This is a genomic window from Streptomyces broussonetiae, assembly GCF_009796285.1.
GTDB lineage: Bacteria > Actinomycetota > Actinomycetes > Streptomycetales > Streptomycetaceae > Streptomyces > Streptomyces broussonetiae.
Genome location: NZ_CP047020.1, coordinates 6336138 through 6355797, shown reverse-complemented (window position 1 = coordinate 6355797; position 19660 = coordinate 6336138). Strand labels below are relative to the sequence as shown.

The 19660-nt window shown below is 70.1% G+C and carries 19 protein-coding genes and 1 pseudogene; 3 read left to right on the top strand and 17 right to left on the bottom strand.

What is annotated here, in order from left to right; all coding sequences use genetic code 11:
- Positions 1–42: 42 nt before the first annotated feature.
- The 3 genes from GQF42_RS29420 to GQF42_RS29410 are packed head-to-tail and all read right to left on the bottom strand — an operon-like array spanning position 43 to position 2819.
- Complete coding sequence (locus GQF42_RS29420; RefSeq protein WP_158924822.1) at positions 43–1509, bottom strand: sensor histidine kinase; 1467 nt, start codon at positions 1507–1509, stop codon at positions 43–45.
- Positions 1506–2228 carry a response regulator transcription factor gene (locus tag GQF42_RS29415; protein ID WP_158924820.1) on the bottom strand — a complete coding sequence of 241 codons (723 nt, stop codon included), beginning with the start codon at positions 2226–2228 and terminating at the stop codon, positions 1506–1508. The genes GQF42_RS29420 and GQF42_RS29415 overlap by 4 nt, the downstream gene beginning before the upstream one ends.
- A gap of 9 nt (positions 2229–2237) precedes the next feature.
- On the bottom strand, positions 2238–2819 hold the full coding sequence (locus tag GQF42_RS29410; protein ID WP_158924818.1) for a hypothetical protein: 582 nt from the start codon (positions 2817–2819) through the stop codon (positions 2238–2240).
- Positions 2820–2970: 151 nt separating this feature from the next.
- Between GQF42_RS29410 and GQF42_RS29405 the strand changes: the two genes are divergently transcribed.
- The 3 genes from GQF42_RS29405 (at position 2971) to GQF42_RS29395 (ending at position 6752) form a co-directional block, all read left to right on the top strand.
- A complete protein-coding gene (locus GQF42_RS29405) occupies positions 2971–4155 on the top strand; it encodes a sensor histidine kinase (RefSeq protein ID WP_158924816.1) in 1185 nt (394 codons plus the stop codon).
- Complete coding sequence (locus GQF42_RS29400; RefSeq protein WP_158924814.1) at positions 4152–4802, top strand: response regulator; 651 nt, start codon at positions 4152–4154, stop codon at positions 4800–4802. Before GQF42_RS29405 ends, GQF42_RS29400 begins: the two co-directional genes overlap by 4 nt.
- Before the next feature lie 129 nt (positions 4803–4931).
- Positions 4932–6752, top strand: coding sequence for a glycosyl hydrolase family 18 protein (locus GQF42_RS29395; protein WP_158924812.1), 1821 nt, complete (start codon positions 4932–4934; stop codon positions 6750–6752).
- A 65-nt stretch (positions 6753–6817) separates the two neighbouring features.
- Here the strand turns inward: GQF42_RS29395 and GQF42_RS29390 are convergent, their stop codons facing one another.
- The 14 genes and pseudogenes from GQF42_RS29390 to GQF42_RS29325 form a co-directional block, all read right to left on the bottom strand.
- Entirely contained in the window at positions 6818–7264 is a 447-nt protein-coding gene (locus GQF42_RS29390; RefSeq protein WP_158924810.1) for a DUF2550 domain-containing protein, read from the bottom strand.
- 157 nt (positions 7265–7421) lie between these two features.
- Entirely contained in the window at positions 7422–7796 is a 375-nt protein-coding gene (locus tag GQF42_RS29385; protein ID WP_158924808.1) for a F0F1 ATP synthase subunit epsilon, read from the bottom strand.
- 111 nt (positions 7797–7907) lie between these two features.
- Positions 7908–9344 (bottom strand): F0F1 ATP synthase subunit beta, encoded by a 1437-nt coding sequence (gene atpD / locus GQF42_RS29380; protein WP_158924806.1) that lies wholly within the window; start codon positions 9342–9344, stop codon positions 7908–7910.
- Positions 9344–10261 carry a F0F1 ATP synthase subunit gamma gene (locus GQF42_RS29375; RefSeq protein ID WP_158924804.1) on the bottom strand — a complete coding sequence of 306 codons (918 nt, stop codon included), beginning with the start codon at positions 10259–10261 and terminating at the stop codon, positions 9344–9346. The genes atpD and GQF42_RS29375 overlap by 1 nt, the downstream gene beginning before the upstream one ends.
- Positions 10262–10282: 21 nt before the next feature.
- Positions 10283–11875 carry a F0F1 ATP synthase subunit alpha gene (gene atpA, locus GQF42_RS29370; protein WP_031171915.1) on the bottom strand — a complete coding sequence of 531 codons (1593 nt, stop codon included), beginning with the start codon at positions 11873–11875 and terminating at the stop codon, positions 10283–10285.
- A gap of 140 nt (positions 11876–12015) precedes the next feature.
- Positions 12016–12831 carry a F0F1 ATP synthase subunit delta gene (locus GQF42_RS29365; RefSeq protein WP_158924802.1) on the bottom strand — a complete coding sequence of 272 codons (816 nt, stop codon included), beginning with the start codon at positions 12829–12831 and terminating at the stop codon, positions 12016–12018.
- Positions 12828–13379, bottom strand: a complete 552-nt coding sequence (locus GQF42_RS29360) for a F0F1 ATP synthase subunit B (RefSeq protein ID WP_158924800.1) — start codon at positions 13377–13379, stop codon at positions 12828–12830. The genes GQF42_RS29365 and GQF42_RS29360 overlap by 4 nt, the downstream gene beginning before the upstream one ends.
- Before the next feature lie 39 nt (positions 13380–13418).
- Positions 13419–13667, bottom strand: coding sequence for an ATP synthase F0 subunit C (gene atpE, locus GQF42_RS29355; protein WP_023546735.1), 249 nt, complete (start codon positions 13665–13667; stop codon positions 13419–13421).
- Positions 13668–13743: 76 nt separating this feature from the next.
- Positions 13744–14514: a F0F1 ATP synthase subunit A gene (gene atpB / locus GQF42_RS29350; RefSeq protein ID WP_158930729.1), complete on the bottom strand. Its 771-nt coding sequence runs from the start codon at positions 14512–14514 to the stop codon at positions 13744–13746.
- Positions 14515–14787: 273 nt separating this feature from the next.
- Positions 14788–15225: a hypothetical protein gene (locus tag GQF42_RS29345; protein WP_158924798.1), complete on the bottom strand. Its 438-nt coding sequence runs from the start codon at positions 15223–15225 to the stop codon at positions 14788–14790.
- A gap of 303 nt (positions 15226–15528) precedes the next feature.
- Positions 15529–16845 carry an MraY family glycosyltransferase gene (locus tag GQF42_RS29340; RefSeq protein WP_158924796.1) on the bottom strand — a complete coding sequence of 439 codons (1317 nt, stop codon included), beginning with the start codon at positions 16843–16845 and terminating at the stop codon, positions 15529–15531.
- A gap of 151 nt (positions 16846–16996) precedes the next feature.
- A pseudogene (locus tag GQF42_RS29335) lies at positions 16997–18239 on the bottom strand (serine hydroxymethyltransferase).
- A gap of 89 nt (positions 18240–18328) precedes the next feature.
- Positions 18329–19006 (bottom strand): arsenate reductase/protein-tyrosine-phosphatase family protein, encoded by a 678-nt coding sequence (locus tag GQF42_RS29330; protein ID WP_158924794.1) that lies wholly within the window; start codon positions 19004–19006, stop codon positions 18329–18331.
- Positions 19003–19650, bottom strand: a complete 648-nt coding sequence (locus GQF42_RS29325) for an L-threonylcarbamoyladenylate synthase (protein ID WP_158924792.1) — start codon at positions 19648–19650, stop codon at positions 19003–19005. The genes GQF42_RS29330 and GQF42_RS29325 overlap by 4 nt, the downstream gene beginning before the upstream one ends.
- Positions 19651–19660 lie beyond the last annotated feature (10 nt).

The following is a 19660-nucleotide window of genomic DNA, read 5'->3' as shown; positions in this document are numbered from 1 at the left end:
CACGTCCGGAAGGCCGGCATCGGCCCTCCGTCGTCCCGGACGCTAGGCGGAGTCCTTGGGGAAACTCTGTGACCGGTTTGCCCCGGCTGTGCCGATCAGCCAGTCCCGTCGGCCGGGCAGGTCGCCACCGTCCGAGGGCAGCCGTACGGCACAGCGGGCGCCGATGCCGTCGGGCCCGTCCGTGACCGTGGCACTCCCCCGGTGCAGCGCCGCCTGCTGGGCGACGAGGGTGAGGCCGAGGCCCGAGCCCGTACTGTCCGGGCCCCGCTGGAAACGCTCGAAGATCCGGGCGCGGGCCTCGGCCGGAACGCCCGGGCCGTGATCGTCCACGGTCACCAGCACCTCGCCCGGGGCTTGGCCCCGCACGCCGACCCGCACCACGGCCCGGCCCTCGCGGTCCCGGCCGTGGGCGAGGGCGTTGGCCAGCAGGTTGTCCAGCAGCAGCCGCAGGCCCGGCTCCCAGCCGTGCACGGTGAGCCCCGGCGCCGCGTCCAGGGTGATGTCCGCGTCCGGGGCGCGGCGCCTGGCCTCGGCCACGGCCGCGTCGGCGACCTCGGTGAGATCGACGGGGCCGAAGGCCTCCGCCTCCACCAGGTCACCACGCCCCAGGGCCCGCAGCATCACCAGCAGTCCCTGCAGCCGGGCGTGTTCGCGGCCCAGGTCGGCCAGCACCTCGCTGCGGTCCGGCTCCGGCAGCCCGGGGTGGGCGGCGAGGATGTCGAGGTTGGTGCCCATGCTCATCAGCGGGGTGCGCAGTTCGTGCGCCGCCGCCGCGGAGAAGGAGCGGGCGGTGTCCAGCGCCTGGCCGGTGCGGGCGGCCTGCTCGTCGTAGCGGGCGAGGACGGTGCGCAGCGTGGCGGCCAGCTCGTCGACCTCCCGCACCCCGGTGCGCTCCTCGGGCAGCCGGGCCGCGCTGGTGCGCGGGTCGAGTCCCGCGGTACGGCGGGTGAGCCGGCGCAGCGGCACGCTCGCCCCGGCGGCCAGGCCCCAGGCGAGCAGCCCTGACAGCGGTGCGGCGAGCAGCGCGGTGCCGAGCACCCGGCGGCGCACGAGCGGGATCTGCACGCGGTCGGCGGTGTCGGGCGAGAAGAGCCACAGCGTGCCGGAGGCCGTGCCGCCGTGCACCGGCCGGGCCAGGGCCCGCCAGCTGCGCCCGCCGCCGTGCACCGTGACGATCCCGGCGGTGCGGTCGGGCAGCCTCACCGCGGGGCCGGGCTGGGGGCCGCCGCTGAAGGTCGTGTCCGGGCCCACCACGCGTACGCCGACGTCGAGGGCCGCGTCGAACAGCTGCCGTTCCCGGGTGTCGGCGGCCTTGGGGTGGTCGCCCGCCGCGGCCCGCAGGAGCGCGCGGGCGTCCGGGGCGACGGCCGTGGCGCGCCGGCGCAGGTGCTGGTCCTCGGCCCGGTGCAGGTCGCGGCCGACCAGGTGCAGCAGCAGCCAGCCGCCGGCCAGCACCAGCAGCGGGACGGTGCAGCCGACGGCGAGGCCGATGCGGGCGGAGAGTCTCATGGCGTGTCCCGCGGTTCGCGCACGTCCCGCAGGACGAAGCCGACGCCCCGGACCGTGTGGATCAGCCGGGGGCGGCCCTGCGCCTCCAGTTTGCGCCGCAGGTAGCTGACGAAGGTGTCGACGGTGTCGGTGCGCACGTCGAAGTCGTAGCCCCAGACCCGGTCCAGCAACTGGTCGCGGGTGAGGACCAGGCCGGCGTTGCGGACGAGGACCTCCAGCAGCTCGAACTCGCGCCGGGTCAGCTCGAGCGGGCGGCCGTCGCGCTCGGCGGTGCGGGCCGCCGGGTCGATCACCAGGCCCGCGGCGCGCAGCGGCTCCGTACGCCTGCTGTCGGCCGGCGGGCGGCGGCGCAGCAGGGCGCGCAGCCGCAGCACCAGTTCCTGCAGGGCGAACGGCTTGACGAGGTAGTCGTCGCCGCCCGCCTGGAGCCCGGCTATCCGGTCGGCGGTCTCGTCCAGCGCGGAGAGCATCAGCACGGGCAGGTCCAGGCCCTCGTCACGCAGCCGGGTGCACACCTCGATGCCGCTCATGCCGGGCATCGACACGTCGAGCACGAGGACATCGGGCGGGGCGGTCCCGATCGCGGCCAGTGCCTCCGGGCCGTCGGCGGCGGTGCGCACCGCGAAGCCGCCGAGCCTGAGCCCGCGCTCCAGCGAGCGCCGGATCGCCGCGTCGTCGTCGACGACCAGCACCGCGCCGCCACCCGCCCTGTCACTCATGCGCTCTCCTCATCGCCCGGCCAGCGTACGACCCTCCGTCTCACGGGTGGCAGTGCCGGCCGGGGGCTTCTTGGGCCACAGCAGATAGGTCAGGGCGATGACACCGTGGATCGCGACGATGCGCAGTGCGCCCCACTGCCAGGACCGCAGCGGGCCGGTGGCGGTTCCGTCGCCGACGTACCAGATCGCCGCCTGGAGCAGGGCGAGGGCCACGGCCGCGGCCAGCAGCGTGCGCAGCCACAGGCGTCCCTCGTACCGGGCGCGGGCGAGCCCGTACCGGGGCGGCTTCGGGGGCCGGGGTGCGCCCGCGAGGCGATGGGCCGCGTGGCCGTCCAGCCGGCCGATCGTGTAGTGGCCGTAGCCGACGGTGAAGCCGATGTAGAGCGCGGCCAGGCCGTGTTCCCAGCTCGGCCGGGCGCCGTTTCTGAGGTCGACGGCCGTGGCGACGAACAGCACGACCTCCAGCAGCGGCTCGCACAGCAGCAACGCCACGCTCGTACGGCGCCACTTGAGCAGGTAGCGGACCGCCAGCCCGGTGGCCAGCAGCACCCAGAACGCCACCTCACACGCGATGATCAACCCGACGACCACGACTCGCTCCTTTCGTCGCCTTTACCAGGCTGGCCGCCGTGCCGCCCGGTTTCGTCGTCACCGCGGGCGAACTCGCCGTAAGCGAAAGTTGCAGGACGAGACCCTTCCCGGGGAGCAGGCGGGTGCGTCCACGGCCGTGTTGGATGGGCGCATGGCTCCCGCACTCCCCCGCCCCCACCGTGACGACCTGCGCATCGCCCTGGGCGGGCTGCTGGGCGGGGTGCTGCTGTGGGCGCTCGGGATACATCCCCGGGTGCCCTCCGACCCGTTGGTGCAGTGGCAGGCGTCCTGGGCCCCGCTGCTGCCGCTCCTCGCGACCGCGTTGTGCGAGCCGCTGCGCCGGATCCGGCCCCGCGTCGGCCTGCTGGTCGGCACGCTCGCGCTGACCCTGGACACGGTGACCCTGGGCAACGTCGTCACCCTCGTCCTGTACACCGACCTGATGTACGCGGCCGTCCTGTACGGCACCCCCGCCTCGGCCCGCCGGATCCCCTGGGTCACCGGGATGCTGACGGTGCTCGGCGGTGTGGTGCCCGCCGCGCTCTGGCGCGATCCCCAGGGCCTGCTGATCGGCGTGGGCGTGGGTGTGCTCGCGTTCGCGCCGGCGGCGACGGGCCTGGTGGTGCGCAACCACCGTGACGCCGCCGAGACGGCCCGGCTGCGCGCCGAACAGACCGCGCTGCTGGCGGAGATGGACCGGGCACAGGCGGTGACCGCCGAACGGGCCCGGATGGCACGGGAGTTGCACGACATGGTCGCCAACCATCTGTCGGCGATCGCCATTCACTCCACGGCCGCGCTCTCGCTCGACGATCCGCAGACCTCCCGGGACGCCCTCGTCGTGATCCGCGAGAACAGCGTGGAGGGGCTGGCCGAGATGCGCCGGCTGATCGGTATCCTGCGGGACAGCAGCGGCGACCGGGAACCGGCCGCGACACCGACGCTCGACGGCCTGGCCGCCCTGGTCGACAGCGCCCGCGCCAACGGGCTGGAGGTCCTGCTCGAGGACGGCCACGACCGGGTGCCGGCGCCGGTCGAGCTGGCCGCCTACCGGATCGTGCAGGAGTCGCTGACCAACGCACTCAAGCACGCGGCCGAGGGAGAGGTCCGGGTCACCCTGCGGCAGCAGGACGGCACCCTGCGCATCCGGGTGACCAGCCCGTACCGGCCCGGCGACAGCCCGCGCGCACCCGGTTCGGGCGCCGGGCTCGCCGGGATGGGGGAGCGGGCCGCGCTGCTCGGCGGCAGCTTCGAGGCCGGGCCCGAACCCAGGTCCGAGGGCGCCCGGTGGGCCGTGTGCGCCGCTCTTCCGCTCGACCAAGGAGATTCCGCATGACCCCCGCCATCCGGGTCCTCGTCGCCGAGGACCAGTCCGCCGTCCGCGCCGGGCTCGTGCTGATCCTGCGCAGCGCACCCGACATCGAGGTGACCGGGGAGGCGGCGGACGGCGAGCAGGCGGTGGAGCTGGCCCGGGAACTGCGGCCGGACATCGTCCTGATGGACGTGCAGATGCCGCGTCTGGACGGCGTGTCGGCGACCCGGCAGATCGTCGCGGAGGGGCTCGCGGACGTGCTCGTGCTGACCACCTTCGACCTGGACGCGTATGTGTTCGGGGCGCTCAGGGCGGGAGCGGCCGGGTTCCTGCTGAAGAACACCGAGGCGCGCGATCTGCTGGAGGCGGTACGCACGGTGGCGCGCGGTGAGGGGATCGTCGCCCCGGCGGTCACCCGGCGGCTGATCACCGAGTTCGCCGCCACGCCGGTGCGCGGGCCGAAGGCCGATCCAACGGTGCTGGAGGGGCTGACCCCGCGCGAGCGCGAGGTGCTGTCCTGCATCGGCGAGGGCCTGTCGAACGCCGGGATCGCCGAGCGGCTGCACATGGCCGAGGGCACGGTGAAGACGCACGTCAGCCGGTTGCTGGCCAAGCTGGGGCTGCGCAGCCGGGTCCAAGCGGCCGTGCTGGCTCAGGAGTTGGGGATCTAGCGGGCACTCCGAGGCGAGTGGTCCAGACCTATTGACCCGTGGTCCAGACCTTTCTACTCTCGCAGCACCGTGAGCGTGAAGGCTCAGTCATGCCCACGACACCCCACTCCTAGATGAGGGAGGCGCAGCATGCGCTTCAGACACAGAGCCGCGGCAGCTCTCGCGACCCTGTTGCTCCCCGTGGCCGGTCTCGTCGGTCTCGCGGGCCCCGCACAGGCCGCGACGAACGCGACGGCGAGCTTCACCAAGACCACCGACTGGGGAACCGGCTTCGGCGGCCAGTGGACCATCAAGAACACCGGTAGCAGCAGCATCAGTTCCTGGACCGTCGAGTGGGACTTCCCCTCCGGAACGTCCGTCACCTCCGCCTGGGACGCGGACGTCACCAGTTCCGGCAACCACTGGACGGCGAAGAACAAGTCCTACAACGGCACCCTCGCCCCGGGCGCCTCGGTCTCCTTCGGCTTCAACGGCGCGGGCCCCGGCGCCCCGTCCAACTGCACGCTGAACGGAGGCAGTTGCGACGGCGCGACGGTCCCCGGTGACAGCCCGCCGAGCGCACCCGGCACCCCCACCGCCTCCGGTGTCACCGACACCTCGGTACAGCTCAGCTGGGGCGCGGCCACCGACGACAAGGGCGTCAAGAACTACGACGTCCTGCGCGACGGCAAGGTCGTCTCCACGGTGGCCACGACCTCGTACACCGACACCGGCCTGAGCGCCGGCACCGACTACTCCTACACCGTGCAGGCCCGCGACAGCGCCGACCAGACCGGCCCGGTCAGCGGCGCGGTCGCCGTGCACACCACCGGCGGCGGCACCACGCCCCCGCCCACCAGCGACAAGGTCAAGCTCGGCTACTTCACCGAGTGGGGCATCTACGGCCGCAACTACAACGTCAAGAACCTGGTGACGTCCGGCTCGGCCGCGAAGATCACGCACATCAACTACGCCTTCGGCAACGTGACGAACGGCCAGTGCGCGATCGGTGACGCCTACGCCGACTACCAGAAGACGTTCACCGCCGACCAGTCGGTCAGCGGCGCCGCGGACACCTGGGACCAGCCACTGGCCGGCAACTTCAACCAGCTGCGCGAGCTGAAGGCCAAGTACCCGAACCTCAAGGTGCTGTGGTCCTTCGGCGGCTGGACCTGGTCCGGCGGCTTCGCCCAGGCGGCGGCCAACCCCACCGCGTTCGCCGACTCCTGCTACAACCTGGTCAACGACCCGCGCTGGGCCGACGTGTTCGACGGCATCGACATCGACTGGGAGTACCCGAACGCCTGCGGCCTGTCCTGCGACACCAGCGGGGCGGCGGCCTTCAAGAACGTCATGGCCGCGCTGCGCGCCAAGTTCGGCAGCAGCAAGCTGGTCACGGCCGCGGTCACCGCCGACGGAACCTCCGGCGGCAAGATCGAGGCCGCGGACTACGCGGGCGCCTCCCAGTACGTCGACTGGTACAACGTGATGTCGTACGACTTCTTCGGCGCCTGGGACGCCCAGGGGCCGACGGCCCCGCACTCCCCGCTCACCTCGTACTCGGGCATGCCAAAGGCCGGTTTCGACACCGCCGACGCGATCGCCAAGTACAAGTCGGTCGGCGTCCCCGCGTCCAAGCTGCTCATCGGCATCGGGCTCTACGGCCGCGGCTGGACCGGTGTGACGCAGGACGCGCCGGGCGGTACGGCCACGGGTCCGGCGGCGGGCACGTACGAGCAGGGCATCGAGGACTACAAGGTGCTCAAGACGTCCTGCCCGGTCACCGGCACCGTCGCGGGCACGGCGTACGCCCACTGCGGCAGCAACTGGTGGTCCTACGACACCCCGTCGACCATCGCCGGGAAGATGAGCTGGGCCAAGTCCCAGGGCCTGGGCGGCGCCTTCTTCTGGGAGTTCAGCGGCGACACCAGCGACGGTGAACTGGTGAACGCGATCAGCAGCAACCTGTAGTACCTGCAGGTGTCCTGAGCGACGTTGGCTCTCCCCCGGACTCGTCCGGGGGAGAGCCAACGTGGCTACGCCACATTCACTCTCTGACCGGGTGGGGCTGCCTCCAGCCACGCGAGGAATCCGGTCAGCGCGTCCTCGCTCATCGCGAGTTCGAGGCGCGTGCCCCGATGCATGCAGGCGAGGATCACCGCGTCGGAGAGCAGCGCCAGCTCCTCCTCGCCCTCGGGCAGCCGGCGCCCGGCCACCTCGATGGCGGCGCGCTCCAGGGTGCGGCGCGGGCGGAAGCCGTAGGAGAAGACGCGGTACCACTCGATGCGGTCGCCGTTGTAGCGGGCGACACCGTAGGACCAGCCCTTGCCACTGCTGTCCGGTTTCTCGGCCACGTCCCAGCGCAGCGAACAGTCGAACGTGCCGCCGGAGCGCTGGATCAGTCTGCGGCGCAGCCCGAACAGGAACAGCCCCACCACCACGAGCGCGACCACGACCCCGCACACAGTCAGAGCGAGGACCATCGGCACCGACCTCCTCGTCTCCTAGGTAGGGGAACTGCTTCTGTTACTGAGTAATGAAACTTAAAAAACACCCACATCTGCCTCAGCCGCGACCGGCACCGGATTGCTCCGGGCCGACCGCGGCTGAGTGACGTCATACGGCAGACGAGCTATGGGCTCAGCTCGCCGCCGCCGCACGCAGGCGGACATCCGCGCGGCGCTCGGCGGCGGCGTCGCCCTCCGCCTTCGCGCGCTCCAGCTCCCGCTCCGTGCGCTGGACATCGATCTCGTCCGACAGCTCGGCGATCTCGGCCAGCAAGGACAGCTTGTTGTCCGCGAACGAGATGAAACCGCCGTGCACCGCGGCGACGACCGTTCCACCATCACTCGTACGGATGGTCACCGGGCCCGACTCCAGCACACCGAGCAGCGGCTGGTGACCGGGCATGACGCCGATGTCGCCGGACGTGGTGCGCGCGACGACCAGGGTGGCCTCGCCGGACCAGACCTGGCGGTCCGCGGCGACCAGCTCGACGTGCAGCTCAGCAGCCAAGGGTGGCTCCTCGGGTCACCACCCGGCAGGGGCGCCGGGTGTTGGGGTCAATTCTAGAGGGCGTGGCAGAGGGGGCGGGACGCGCCCGCCCCCTCACACGAGCACGGGGGCTCAGGAGACGCCCAGCTCCTTGGCGTTGGCCTTGAGGTCCTCGATGCCACCGCACATGAAGAACGCCTGCTCCGGGAAGTGGTCGTACTCGCCGTCGCAGATCGAGTTGAACGCCGCGATCGTCTCGTCCAGCGGGACGTCCGAACCGTCCACGCCGGTGAACTGCTTGGCGACGTGGGTGTTCTGGGACAGGAAGCGCTCCACACGACGGGCACGGTGGACGACGAGCTTGTCCTCCTCGCCCAGCTCGTCGATACCGAGGATCGCGATGATGTCCTGCAGGTCCTTGTACTTCTGCAGGATGTTCTTCACGCGCATGGCCGCGTTGTAGTGGTCCTGCGCGATGTAGCGCGGGTCCAGGATCCGGGACGTCGAGTCCAGCGGGTCCACGGCCGGGTAGATGCCCTTCTCGGAGATCGGACGGGACAGAACCGTCGTCGCGTCGAGGTGGGCGAAGGTGGTGGCCGGGGCCGGGTCGGTCAGGTCGTCCGCGGGGACGTAGATCGCCTGCATCGAGGTGATCGAGTGACCGCGGGTCGAGGTGATGCGCTCCTGGAGGAGACCCATCTCGTCGGCCAGGTTCGGCTGGTAGCCCACCGCGGAGGGCATACGGCCGAGCAGGGTCGACACCTCGGAACCGGCCTGCGTGAAGCGGAAGATGTTGTCGATGAAGAACAGCACGTCCTGCTTCTGGACGTCACGGAAGTACTCGGCCATGGTCAGGCCGGCCAGCGCGACACGCAGACGGGTGCCCGGGGGCTCGTCCATCTGACCGAAGACCAGCGCGGTCTTGTCGATGACGCCCGAGTCGGACATCTCCTCGATCAGGTCGTTGCCCTCACGGGTGCGCTCACCGACACCGGCGAACACCGAGACACCGTCGTGGTTGTTGGCGACACGGTAGATCATCTCCTGGATGAGCACCGTCTTGCCGACGCCGGCGCCGCCGAACAGGCCGATCTTGCCGCCCTTGACGTACGGGGTGAGCAGGTCGATGACCTTGACGCCCGTCTCGAACATCTCGGTCTTGGACTCGAGCTCGTCGAAGTTCGGGGCCTTGCGGTGGATGCCCCAGCGCTCGCCGTCGTACGTCTCGTCGACGTTCAGCACCTCACCGAGGGTGTTGAACACCTTGCCCTTGGTGAAGTCGCCGACGGGCACCGTGATGGAGTTGCCGGTGTCGGTGACCGGGGCCTGGCGGACCAGACCGTCGGTGGGCTGCATGGAGATGGTGCGGACCAGGCCGTCACCCAGGTGCTGGGCGACCTCCAGGGTCAGCGTCTTCTTCTCGCCGGCGTTGGCCGGGTCGGCCACGTCGACGTGCAGGGCGTTGTAGATGTCCGGCATCGCGTCGACGGGGAACTCCACGTCGACGACCGGGCCGATGACCCGGGCGACGCGGCCCGTAGCCGTCGCGGTCTCAACAGTGGTGGTCATTATCGGTCACTCCCCGCGGTCGCGTCGGCCAGGGCGCTCGCGCCACCGACGATCTCGCTGATTTCCTGGGTGATTTCGGCCTGGCGGGCCGCGTTGGCAAGACGGGAGAGCGTGTTGATCAGCTCGCCCGCGTTGTCGGTGGCCGACTTCATCGCGCGCCGCGTGGCGGCGTGCTTCGAAGCGGCCGACTGGAGCAGCGCGTTGTAGATACGGCTCTCCACGTAGCGCGGCAGCAGGGCGTCGAGGACGTCCTCCGCCGAGGGCTCGAAGTCGTACAGCGGCAGGATCTCGCCCTTGGGCACCGCCTCCTGCGCAACCTCTTCGAGACGCAGCGGAAGGAGCCGGGCGTCCAGCGCCGTCTGCGTCATCATCGAGACGAACTCGGTGAAGACGATGTGGAGTTCGTCCACGCCGCCCGCGGCCGTGTCCTTCTCGATGGCCTCGATCAGGGGTGCCGCGACCTTCTTGGCGTCCGCGTACGACGGTTCGTCCGTGAAGCCCGTCCACGACTCCGAGATCTTGCGCTCACGGAAGTTGTAGTGGGCGACACCACGGCGGCCGACGATGTACGTGTCCACCTGCTTGCCGTCGCGCTCCAGGCGCTCGGTCAGCTGCTCCGCCGCCTTGATGGCGTTGGAGTTGAAGGCACCGGCCAGACCCCGGTCGCTCGTGAGGAGCAGGACCGCGGCACGGGCCGGGTTCTCCGTCTCCGTGGTGAGCGGGTGCTTGGTGTTCGAACCGGTGCCGACCGCCGTGACCGCGCGCGTCAGCTCGGTCGCGTACGGCGTGGAGGCCGCCACCTTGCGCTGCGCCTTGACGACGCGCGAGGCGGCGATCATCTCCATCGCCTTGGTGATCTTCTTGGTCGCGCTGACGGATCGGATGCGACGCTTGTAGACCCGGAGCTGGGCTCCCATGAGTCAGGTCCCTTCCTTACGTCACTTGGCGGCAGCGGCAGGAACGTCCTCGCCGAGCAGCTTGCCGTCCGAGGTCTCGAACTGCTTCTTGAACTCCGCGACGGCGTCGTCGATCGCCTGGATGGTGTCGTTCGACATCTTGGCGCCCTCCTTGATGGAGGTCATCAGGCCCTGGTGCTTCCGGTGCAGGAAGTCGATCAGTTCCTTCTCGAAGCGACGGATGTCCGCGACCGGGACGTCGTCCATACGGCCGTTGGTGCCGGCCCAGACGGAGACGACCTGGTCCTCGGTGGCCATCGGCTGGTACTGGTCCTGCTTGAGCAGCTCGACCATGCGCGAACCGCGCTCAAGCTGCGCCTTGGAGGCCGCGTCCAGGTCGGAACCGAAGGCGGCGAACGCCTCCAGCTCACGGAACTGGGCGAGGTCCACACGGAGGCGGCCGGAGACCTGGCGCATCGCCTTGTGCTGCGCGGAACCACCGACTCGGGAGACGGAGATACCGACGTTCAGCGCGGGGCGCTGACCGGCGTTGAACAGGTCCGACTCCAGGAAGCACTGGCCGTCGGTGATGGAGATGACGTTGGTCGGGATGAACGCCGACACGTCGTTGGCCTTGGTCTCGACGATCGGCAGACCGGTCATCGAGCCGGCGCCCATGTCGTCGGAGAGCTTGGCACAGCGCTCCAGCAGACGGGAGTGCAGGTAGAAGACGTCACCCGGGTAGGCCTCACGGCCCGGCGGGCGGCGCAGCAGCAGGGACACGGCGCGGTAGGCGTCGGCCTGCTTCGAGAGGTCGTCGAAGATGATGAGGACGTGCTTGCCCTCGTACATCCACTGCTGGCCGATGGCCGAACCGGTGTACGGCGCAAGGTACTTGAAGCCGGCCGGGTCGGACGCCGGGGCGGCGACGATGGTCGTGTACTCCAGGGCGCCGTTCTCCTCCAGCGCGCGGCGCACGCCGGCGATGGTGGAGCCCTTCTGGCCGATGGCGACGTAGATGCAGCGGACCTGCTTCTTCGGGTCGCCGGTGCGCCAGTTGTCACGCTGGTTGATGATCGTGTCGACGGCCAGGGCGGTCTTGCCGGTCTGGCGGTCACCGATGATCAGCTGACGCTGACCGCGGCCGATCGGGGTCATCGCGTCGACGGCCTTGTAGCCCGTCTCCATCGGCTCGTGCACCGACTTGCGCTGCATGACCGTGGGGGCCTGCAGCTCAAGGGCACGGCGGCCGGACGTCTCGATCTCGCCGAGGCCGTCGATCGGGTTGCCGAGCGGGTCGACAACGCGGCCGAGGTAGCCCTCGCCGACCGCGACGGAGAGGACCTCACCGGTGCGCTGCACCGGCTGACCCTCCTCGATGCCGCTGAACTCACCGAGGACGATGGCACCGATCTCGCGCTCCTCGAGGTTGAGGGCGAGGCCGAGGGTGCCGTCCTCGAACTTCAGCAGTTCGTTGGCCATGGCCGAGGGAAGACCCTCGATCTTCGCGATGCCGTCGCCGGCAAGGGTGACCGTACCGACCTCCTCGCGCGAGGCCGCGTCCGGCTTGTACGACTGGACAAAGTTCTCCAGCGCGTCCCGGATCTCCTCCGGCCGGATCGTGAGCTCCGCCATCTGGGTTCCCTGCTCTCCTTGTTGGGCCCGAAGTTTCACTTGGGGGGGATGGGGACTCCCCCCTGAAAGAGGTGAATCCTCTGCACGGCCCAACCAGGGCCGTAAGTACGTACTGCTGTTCTCGACGTATCGAGTTGCTGCTAGCTCGCCATGCGGCGGGCGGCGTCGTCCAGCCGGTCCGCGATCGAACCGTTGATGACCTCGTCACCGACCCGCACCCGGATACCGCCGACGACCTCGGGGTCCACGTCCAGGTTGAGGTGCATCCGCCGGCCGTAGAGCTTGGCGAGGGCGGCGCCGAGGCGCTGCTTCTGGCCGTCGCTCAGCGGCACCGCCGAGGTGACGACGGCGACCATGCGGTCCCGGCGCTCGGCAGCCAGCTTGGACAGGGACTCCAGTCCCGCTTCCAGGCTACGTCCACGCGGCACCGTCACCAGGCGCGCGACCAGGCGCTCGGTGGCGGGCTTGGCCCGTCCGCCCAGCAGCCGGTGCAGCAGCTCGGTCTTGGCCTGGCCGGTGGCGGTCCGGTCGGTCAGCGCGGCGCGCAGGTCCGTGCTCGAGGCGACGATCCGGCCGAACCGGAACAGCTCGTCCTCGACCTCGTCGAGGTTGCCCCGCTTCTCCGCCGCGGTGAGGTCGGCGATGTCGGCCAGTTCCTCCAGCGCGTCGACCAGGTCGCGGGGCTGCGACCAGCGGGCGCGGGCCATCCCGGACACCAGGTCGGCGGTGGGACCGCTGACCTGGCCGCCGATCAGACGCTGGACCAGCTCCGTCTTGGCCTCCGCCTGCTGCGCCGGGTCGGTGAGGACCCGGCGCAGGCCGGCCTCGCGGTCGAGCAGCGCGGTGACGGCCGTCAGCTCGTCGGCGAGCGATGCGGCATCCACGGACGTGGAGTCCGTCAGCGCGTCGAGACGCTCACGTGCGGCAGCCAGGGCCTCGCGGCTCGCTCCGTTCATCGCGTGGCCTCGGCCTTCTCCTCGAGCTCGTCGAGGAAGCGGTCGATCACACGGCTCTGGCGGGCGTGGTCCTCGAGGGACTCGCCGACGAGCTTGCCGGCCAGTTCGGTGGCGAGCTTGCCCACGTCCTGGCGAAGCGTCTGCGCGGCAGCCTTGCGGTCGGCCTCGATCTGGGTGTGACCGGCGGCGACGATCTCCTCGCGCTGCCGCTGGCCCTCGGCCCGCATCTCGGCGATGAGCGCGGCACCCTGCTCCTGCGCCTCCTGGCGCAGGCGCGCGGCCTCGTGCCGGGCCTCGGCGAGCTGAGCCTTGTACTGCTCAAGGACGCCCTGGGCCTCGACCTTCATGGCGTCGGCCTCTTCGATACCGCCTTCGATCGCCGCGCGGCGCTCCTCCAGAACCTTGTTGATGTTCGGAAGCAGCTTCTTCCAGAAGAAGAAGAACACGATGGCGAAGGCGATGGTGCCGATGAGCAGCTCGGGGCCGGCCGGGACGAGCGGGTTCTGCTCGGTCTCGGAGGCCGCCAGCTGTGCCAGGTTGGCGATCACATCAGTGCCTTTCGTCGTTTCGTGTCGGGTAAGGGGTGATTACTTACCGAACACGAACGGCATAACGATGCCGATGAGGGCGAGCGCCTCACAGAAGGCGAAGCCCAGGATCTGGTTGGCACGGATCAGACCGGCGGCCTCGGGCTGGCGGGCCAGGGCCTGGGTGCCGTTACCGAAGATGATGCCGACGCCGATGCCGGGGCCGATCGCAGCGAGGCCGTAGCCGATCGAGCCGACGGAGCCGTGGACACCAGCGGTGGCGGCGAGGGTCTCAAGAGCAGCGGACATGCCGGTTCTTCCTTCTCTTTCATGGACCGGTGGGGGTTGGCCACCGGACGTCTGGGGGTTGGCGGGGTGGTACGGCTCAGTGGTGCTCGGCGAGAGCGCCCTGAATGTAGGAGCAGGCCAGCAGCACGAAGACGTACGCCTGGACGGCCTGGACGAAGAGCTCGAAGAGGATCATGGCCATCGTCATCACGAAGGAGACGCCGGCGCCCACGACCAGCCAGCTGTTGAGCAGGTACCAGGAGGCCACGGTGAACATGACCAGCATCAGGTGACCGGCGAACATGTTGGCGAAGAGTCGCACCGCGTGCGTGAACGGGCGGACCAGCAGGTTCGAGAAGAACTCGATGAGCATGACCAGCGGCAGGACGGCGCCGAGCGACTTGTCGTAGCCCGTGACGTTCTTGAAGAAGCCGACGAAGCCGTGCTTCTTGAAGGTGAGCGCGACCCAGGTGATGTAGACGATCGCGGCCAGCACCATCGGGAACGCGATGACCGAGGACACCGGGAACTGTGCCAGCGGGATCACGGACCAGACGTTCATGAGCCAGACGAAGAAGAAGAGGGAGACCATGAGCGGCACCCACTTCTCGCCCTCGCGCTTGCCGAGCGTCTCGTAGACGATGCCGCGGCGCACGAAGTCGTAGCCGGCCTCGCCGATCATCTGCAGCTTGCCCGGGACGACCCTGGCCTTGCCGAAGGCGGCCGAGAAGAAGACGACGATGACCAGCGTGGTGACGAGCGCGAGCAGCATCACCTTGTTGAACTCGAAGCCGCCGACCGTGAAGAGCGGCTTGAACAGGAAGGAGTTGAGGCCCGGGGCCGGGAAGCCGCACCCGTTGTCGGACATGACCCGACAACTCCAGTCAAAGGCGAGCTGGGTCTGGTCAGCACTCACCGCGGGCTCCTTCGGCATGACGCATGGGTACGGCAACCTCGTTGTGTCGGCGCGGCACACGGCCGCGGATCGGCACCGGACTGGTGTTACGGATGTGGGGGCGGCTGGGGGCCCTCGAGCCTCGCCATTGAGCAGGCGTCAGCTCAGATGCCCGCGCCCGCGATGCCGCAGTTGGCACCGGACGATAGCAGGAGATCTCACAAGCCTTTATCCCGCCCCTACCCCTCACGACGACGGCCCTGTCTTCTCGGGCTTCTCGCTCTTCTCGGAGTCCGGGTCGACGTAGAAGATCTTGGCCTTCATGTGTGCGCGAGCCTGCGCGGCCATCCACACGACGGTCGAGACGACGAGCGACACGGCGAACGTCTTCGGGTTGAAGAGGGAGGTGTCCTTGAAAACAGCGACGAAGATCAGGAGGAGCAGCAGCTGGGCGACGTAGAGCAACAGGCCCATCATCTGGAACAGCTGCGGGAGCGTTTTTGCCGTCCACTGCAGCACGTAGAGGCCGACTCCCATGAACAGGACGGCCAGCACCGTGCCGACGGCCGCGCCGAGCGCACCCTTGCCCCCCGCGACCGCGGCGCTCACGGCGACAGCGATCGCGCCTGCAGCCGCTGTGGGCACAGCGATCCGCAGAAGGTTCCGGGCGTCTTTGGACGGCATGGCGGCAACTCCGCTTTCACAAGGGGGCAGGGTGTCGTCATGGACGAGCGTAGTCCCGGGCTGAGTGATCGAGACCTCACACCAATGGACCGTCGCACTACGGTCCTTCGGTTCTATCCGGGGTTCTCGTGAACCGTATCACAAACTATTTGATGAGGTCTTTACCTGCTAGGTGTGCTTGCTGTCACACATGAGAGTGACAGTGCGCGTCTGTGCAATTGCCGTGCCCACTTGTCTGGTATTAGGGGACTTTGCTCCCCCACGAGTTGGCAATGCTCTAGTCAGATTCTTACCTTGTTCGTCTCAGTGACGATCAACAAAACGCGATCGGGGGCCAATGGCCGTCGCCCCGTTGACGCCCGAGATCCCCGCCGCGACCGGCGCCCGTCCCGCGGTCTCCCCCGCCTCGGCGGCCTCGGGGGCCACAGCGGCCCGAGCCGCCTCGGCCGCGCGGCGCCGCCGGTAGCGCGGCGGCACGAACCGTTGCGCCCACACCGGCACGCGCGGGGTGAAGCGCGGGAGCAGCAGCAGGACCAGCCCGACCGCGCTGAGGAAGACGATGCCGAGCACGATCCACATGGACGCCGAGTTGACCGAGTACGCCAGCGCGCCGAAGGCGATCAGGGCCGACCAGAAGTACATGATCAGCACGGCCCGGCTGTGCGAGTGGCCGATCTCCAGGAGCCGGTGGTGCAGATGCCCGCGGTCGGCGGCGAACGGCGACTGACCGCGCCAGGTACGGCGCACGATCGCGAGGACCAGGTCCGCGGCCGGCACCGCGATGATCGTCAGCGGGAGCAGCAGCGGGATGTAGACCGGCACCGTCTGGTGCACCGCCGCCTTCTCCGAACCCGTGAACAGCGCGAGCGCGTCCGGGTCCACCTGGCCCGTGATCGAGATCGCGCCCGCCGCCAGCACCAGGCCGATCAGCATCGAGCCCGAGTCGCCCATGAAGATCCGCGCGGGATGCATGTTGTGCGGCAGGAAGCCCAGGCACATACCCATGAGGATCGCCGCGAACAGCGTCGCCGGGGCGGCGGCCTCGATGCCGTACGAGTACCAGATCCGGTACGAGTACAGGAAGAACGCCGCCGCCGCGATGCAGACCATGCCGGCCGCCAGGCCGTCCAGACCGTCCACGAAGTTCACGGCGTTGATCGTGATCACGACCAGTGCGACGGTCAGCAAAGTGCCCTGCCACTGGGTCAGCGCCACATTGCCGACGCCCGGGATGGGCAGCCACAGGATCGTCAGACCCTGCATGACCATCACGCCCGCGGCGATCATCTGGCCGCCCAGCTTGATCAGCGCGTCGATCTCGAACTTGTCGTCCAGGACGCCGATCAGCCAGATCAGGGCGGCGCCGGAGAGCAGCGCCCGCGGCTCGTTCGACTTCGCGAAGACCTCGTTGAGGTTCGTCAGGTGGTCGGCGACCAGCAGCCCCGCGCACAGGCCGAAGAACATGGCGATACCGCCGAGACGCGGAGTGGGCTCCCGGTGCACGTCACGGGCCCGGATCTCCGGCATCGCCCCGGCCACGATCGCGAACTTCCGCACCGGCCCTGTCAGCAGGTACGTCACCGCGGCCGTGATGCAGAGCGTCAGCAGGTATTCACGCACAGGCTTCCCCACAGGTCTCGCTGGCCATCACAGCCCCACACCCTAGCGATGGACGTATATGGATGGGGACTTCCGGGTAGCCACGATGGTTGCACGGGTAGCTGTGGAGCACGGTCGGCATCAGGGTGGTCGGGGCATCTCCTGTCCCTGTTCAGCCCGGATACGGCGGAAAATCACCTGTCAGTTCGCGCACGTCCTCCCGGGCCCGAGCCGGTTCGGTCACACCGCGCAGCACGGCCGTCATCATGGCGCCGATCCGCACCATCTCCTTCTCCCCCATGCCCTGCGTGGTCACCGCGGCCGTGCCCAGGCGCAGGCCCCGGCCGTCGCCGTGCGGCAGCACACAGCAGTCCAGGACGAGCCCGGAGGCGGCGAGCCGGCCACGCGCGGTGCGGCCGTCCACGCCGAGCGGAGCGGGGTCGGCGGTGATCAGATGGGTGTCCGTGCCGCCGGTGGTGACGCCGAACCCCTCGGCGGCCAGGTGACCGGCCAGGGTCCGGGCATTGGCGACCACCTGATGGGCGTACGCGGCGAACGCCGGTGTCGCCGCCTCGCCGAACGCGACGGCCTTGGCGGCGATGGTGTGCATCTGGGCGCCGCCCTGGGTGAAGGGGAACACGGCCCGGTCGATCCGCTCGGCCAGGTCGGCGGAGCCGCACAGGATCATCCCGCCGCGCGGCCCGCGCAGCACCTTGTGGGTCGTCGCGCACACGACATCGGCGTACGGCACCGGGTTCGGCGCCGCTCCCCCGGCGACCAGCCCGATCGGATGCGCGGCGTCGACGATCAGATAGGCCCCGACCTCGTCGGCGACCTCGCGGAAGAAGGCGTAGTCGACGTGCCGGGGATAGGCGATGGAGCCGCACACCGATCGCCTTGGGCCGGTGGTTGCGCGCCAGATGCCGGACCTGGTCGTGGTCGATGAGACCGGTCTCCGCGTCCACCCCGTACCCCACGAAGTCGAACCAGCGGCCCGAGAAGTTCGCGGGCGAGCCGTGGGTGAGGTGGCCGCCGTAGTGCAGGCCGAGGGCGAGGACGGTGTCGCCGGGGCGCAGCAGGGCGGCGTAGGCGGCCAGGACGGCAGAGGAGCCCGAGTGGGCCTGGACGTTGGCGTGCGCGGCGCCGAACAGCGCCTTGGCCCGCTCCACGGCGAGCCGCTCGGCGACGTCGACCAGTTCGCAGCCGCCGTGGTACCGGGCGCCGGGATAGCCCTCGGCGTACTTGTTGGCGAGCGGCGAGCCCAGTGCGGCCAGCACGGCGGGCGAGGTGAAGTTCTCGGCGGCGATCAACTGCAGTGAGGTCGACTGCCGTCGCAGCTCACCCAGCAGGATCTCGGCCAGCTCGGGGTCCTGCCGCCGCAGGACATCGGTCGAGAGGGTAGGGGTGACCGACATGGCGGGCTCCCGGGCGGTCGACGGTGACGTATCCCCAATGTAGGCCGGGCCCGCGCCGCACGCGCGACCACCGCACCGGGATATGCGCCTTATGCCCGGGCGGCTACGCCGGTCAGCGCCGTCACCACCGGATCCAGCGCCTGGTGTATCTCGCCCCCGACCGACCGGAAGAACGTCAGCGGGGCGCCGTACGGGTCGTAGACCTCGTCCGCCTCCGCCGTGGGCGCGAGCAGCCAGCCGCGCAGCGCCGCCGCCGCGCGGACCAGGGCGCGGGCGCGCATCACCACGCCGTCCTCCAGGGGCGGCAGCGTGGCGGGGTCTATCGCGCGGACCAGGCGGGTGAACTCCTTCAGGGTGAAGGTGCGCAGTCCCGCCGAGTGGCCCATGGAGATGACCTGGGCGCGGTGGTCGCGGGTGGCCGTGAGCACGAGGTCGGCCCTGATGACGTGCTCGTCCAGCAGCTCCCGGCCGACGAAGCCGGTGGCGTCCGCGCCGAACTCGGCCAGCACGGTCTCCGCGTTGGCCTCCATCGGCGCGCCCTCGTGGCCCCAGGTGCCCGCGCTCTCCACGATCAGACCGCCGCCGAGCATGCCGAGCCGCTCCGCGACGAAATGGCGGGTCAGCCGCTCGGTGATGGGCGAGCGGCACACGTTGCCGGTGCTGACGTGGAGGATGCGGAAGGTGTCGCGCGGAAATCCGAAGGTCGTCGTCTCCTCCGCGACACGCTCCCCGATGCCTATGCCACGCCCCGCTTCAGGGGCCGTCAATTCGCCACCTCGAGGTCGGGTACCACCTTGCGCAGCTCCTCGGCGGACAGGGCACCCTCGCGCAGCAGCACGGGCACGGAACGGCTGACGTCCACGATCGACGACGGCACGATACCGGGGGTCGGGCCGCCGTCGAGGTAGACGGAGACGGAGTCGCCGAGCATCTCCTGGGCGGCGTCGCAGTCCTCCGGCGCCGGGTGCCCGGTGAGGTTCGCCGACGACACCGCCATCGGGCCGACCTCGGTGAGCAGCTCGATCGCGACCGGGTGCAGCGGCATGCGGACGGCCACCGTGCCCCGGGTGTCGCCGAGGTCCCACTGCAGCGACGGCTGGTGCTTGGCGACGAGCGTGAGGGCGCCCGGCCAGAACGCGTCGACCAGTTCCCAGGCCATCTCGGAGAAGTCCGTGACAAGGCCGTGCAGGGTGTTCGGGGAGCCGATGAGGACAGGGGTGGGCATATTGCGGCCCCGGCCCTTGGCGGCGAGCAGGTCGGCGACGGCCTCCGAGGAGAACGCGTCGGCACCGATGCCGTACACCGTGTCGGTCGGCAGCACCACCAGCTCGCCCCGGCGGACGGCGGACGCGGCCTCGCGCAGACCCGTCGCGCGGTCGGTCGCGTCGTTGGTGTCGTATCGCCGTGCCATGTCTAGCGGG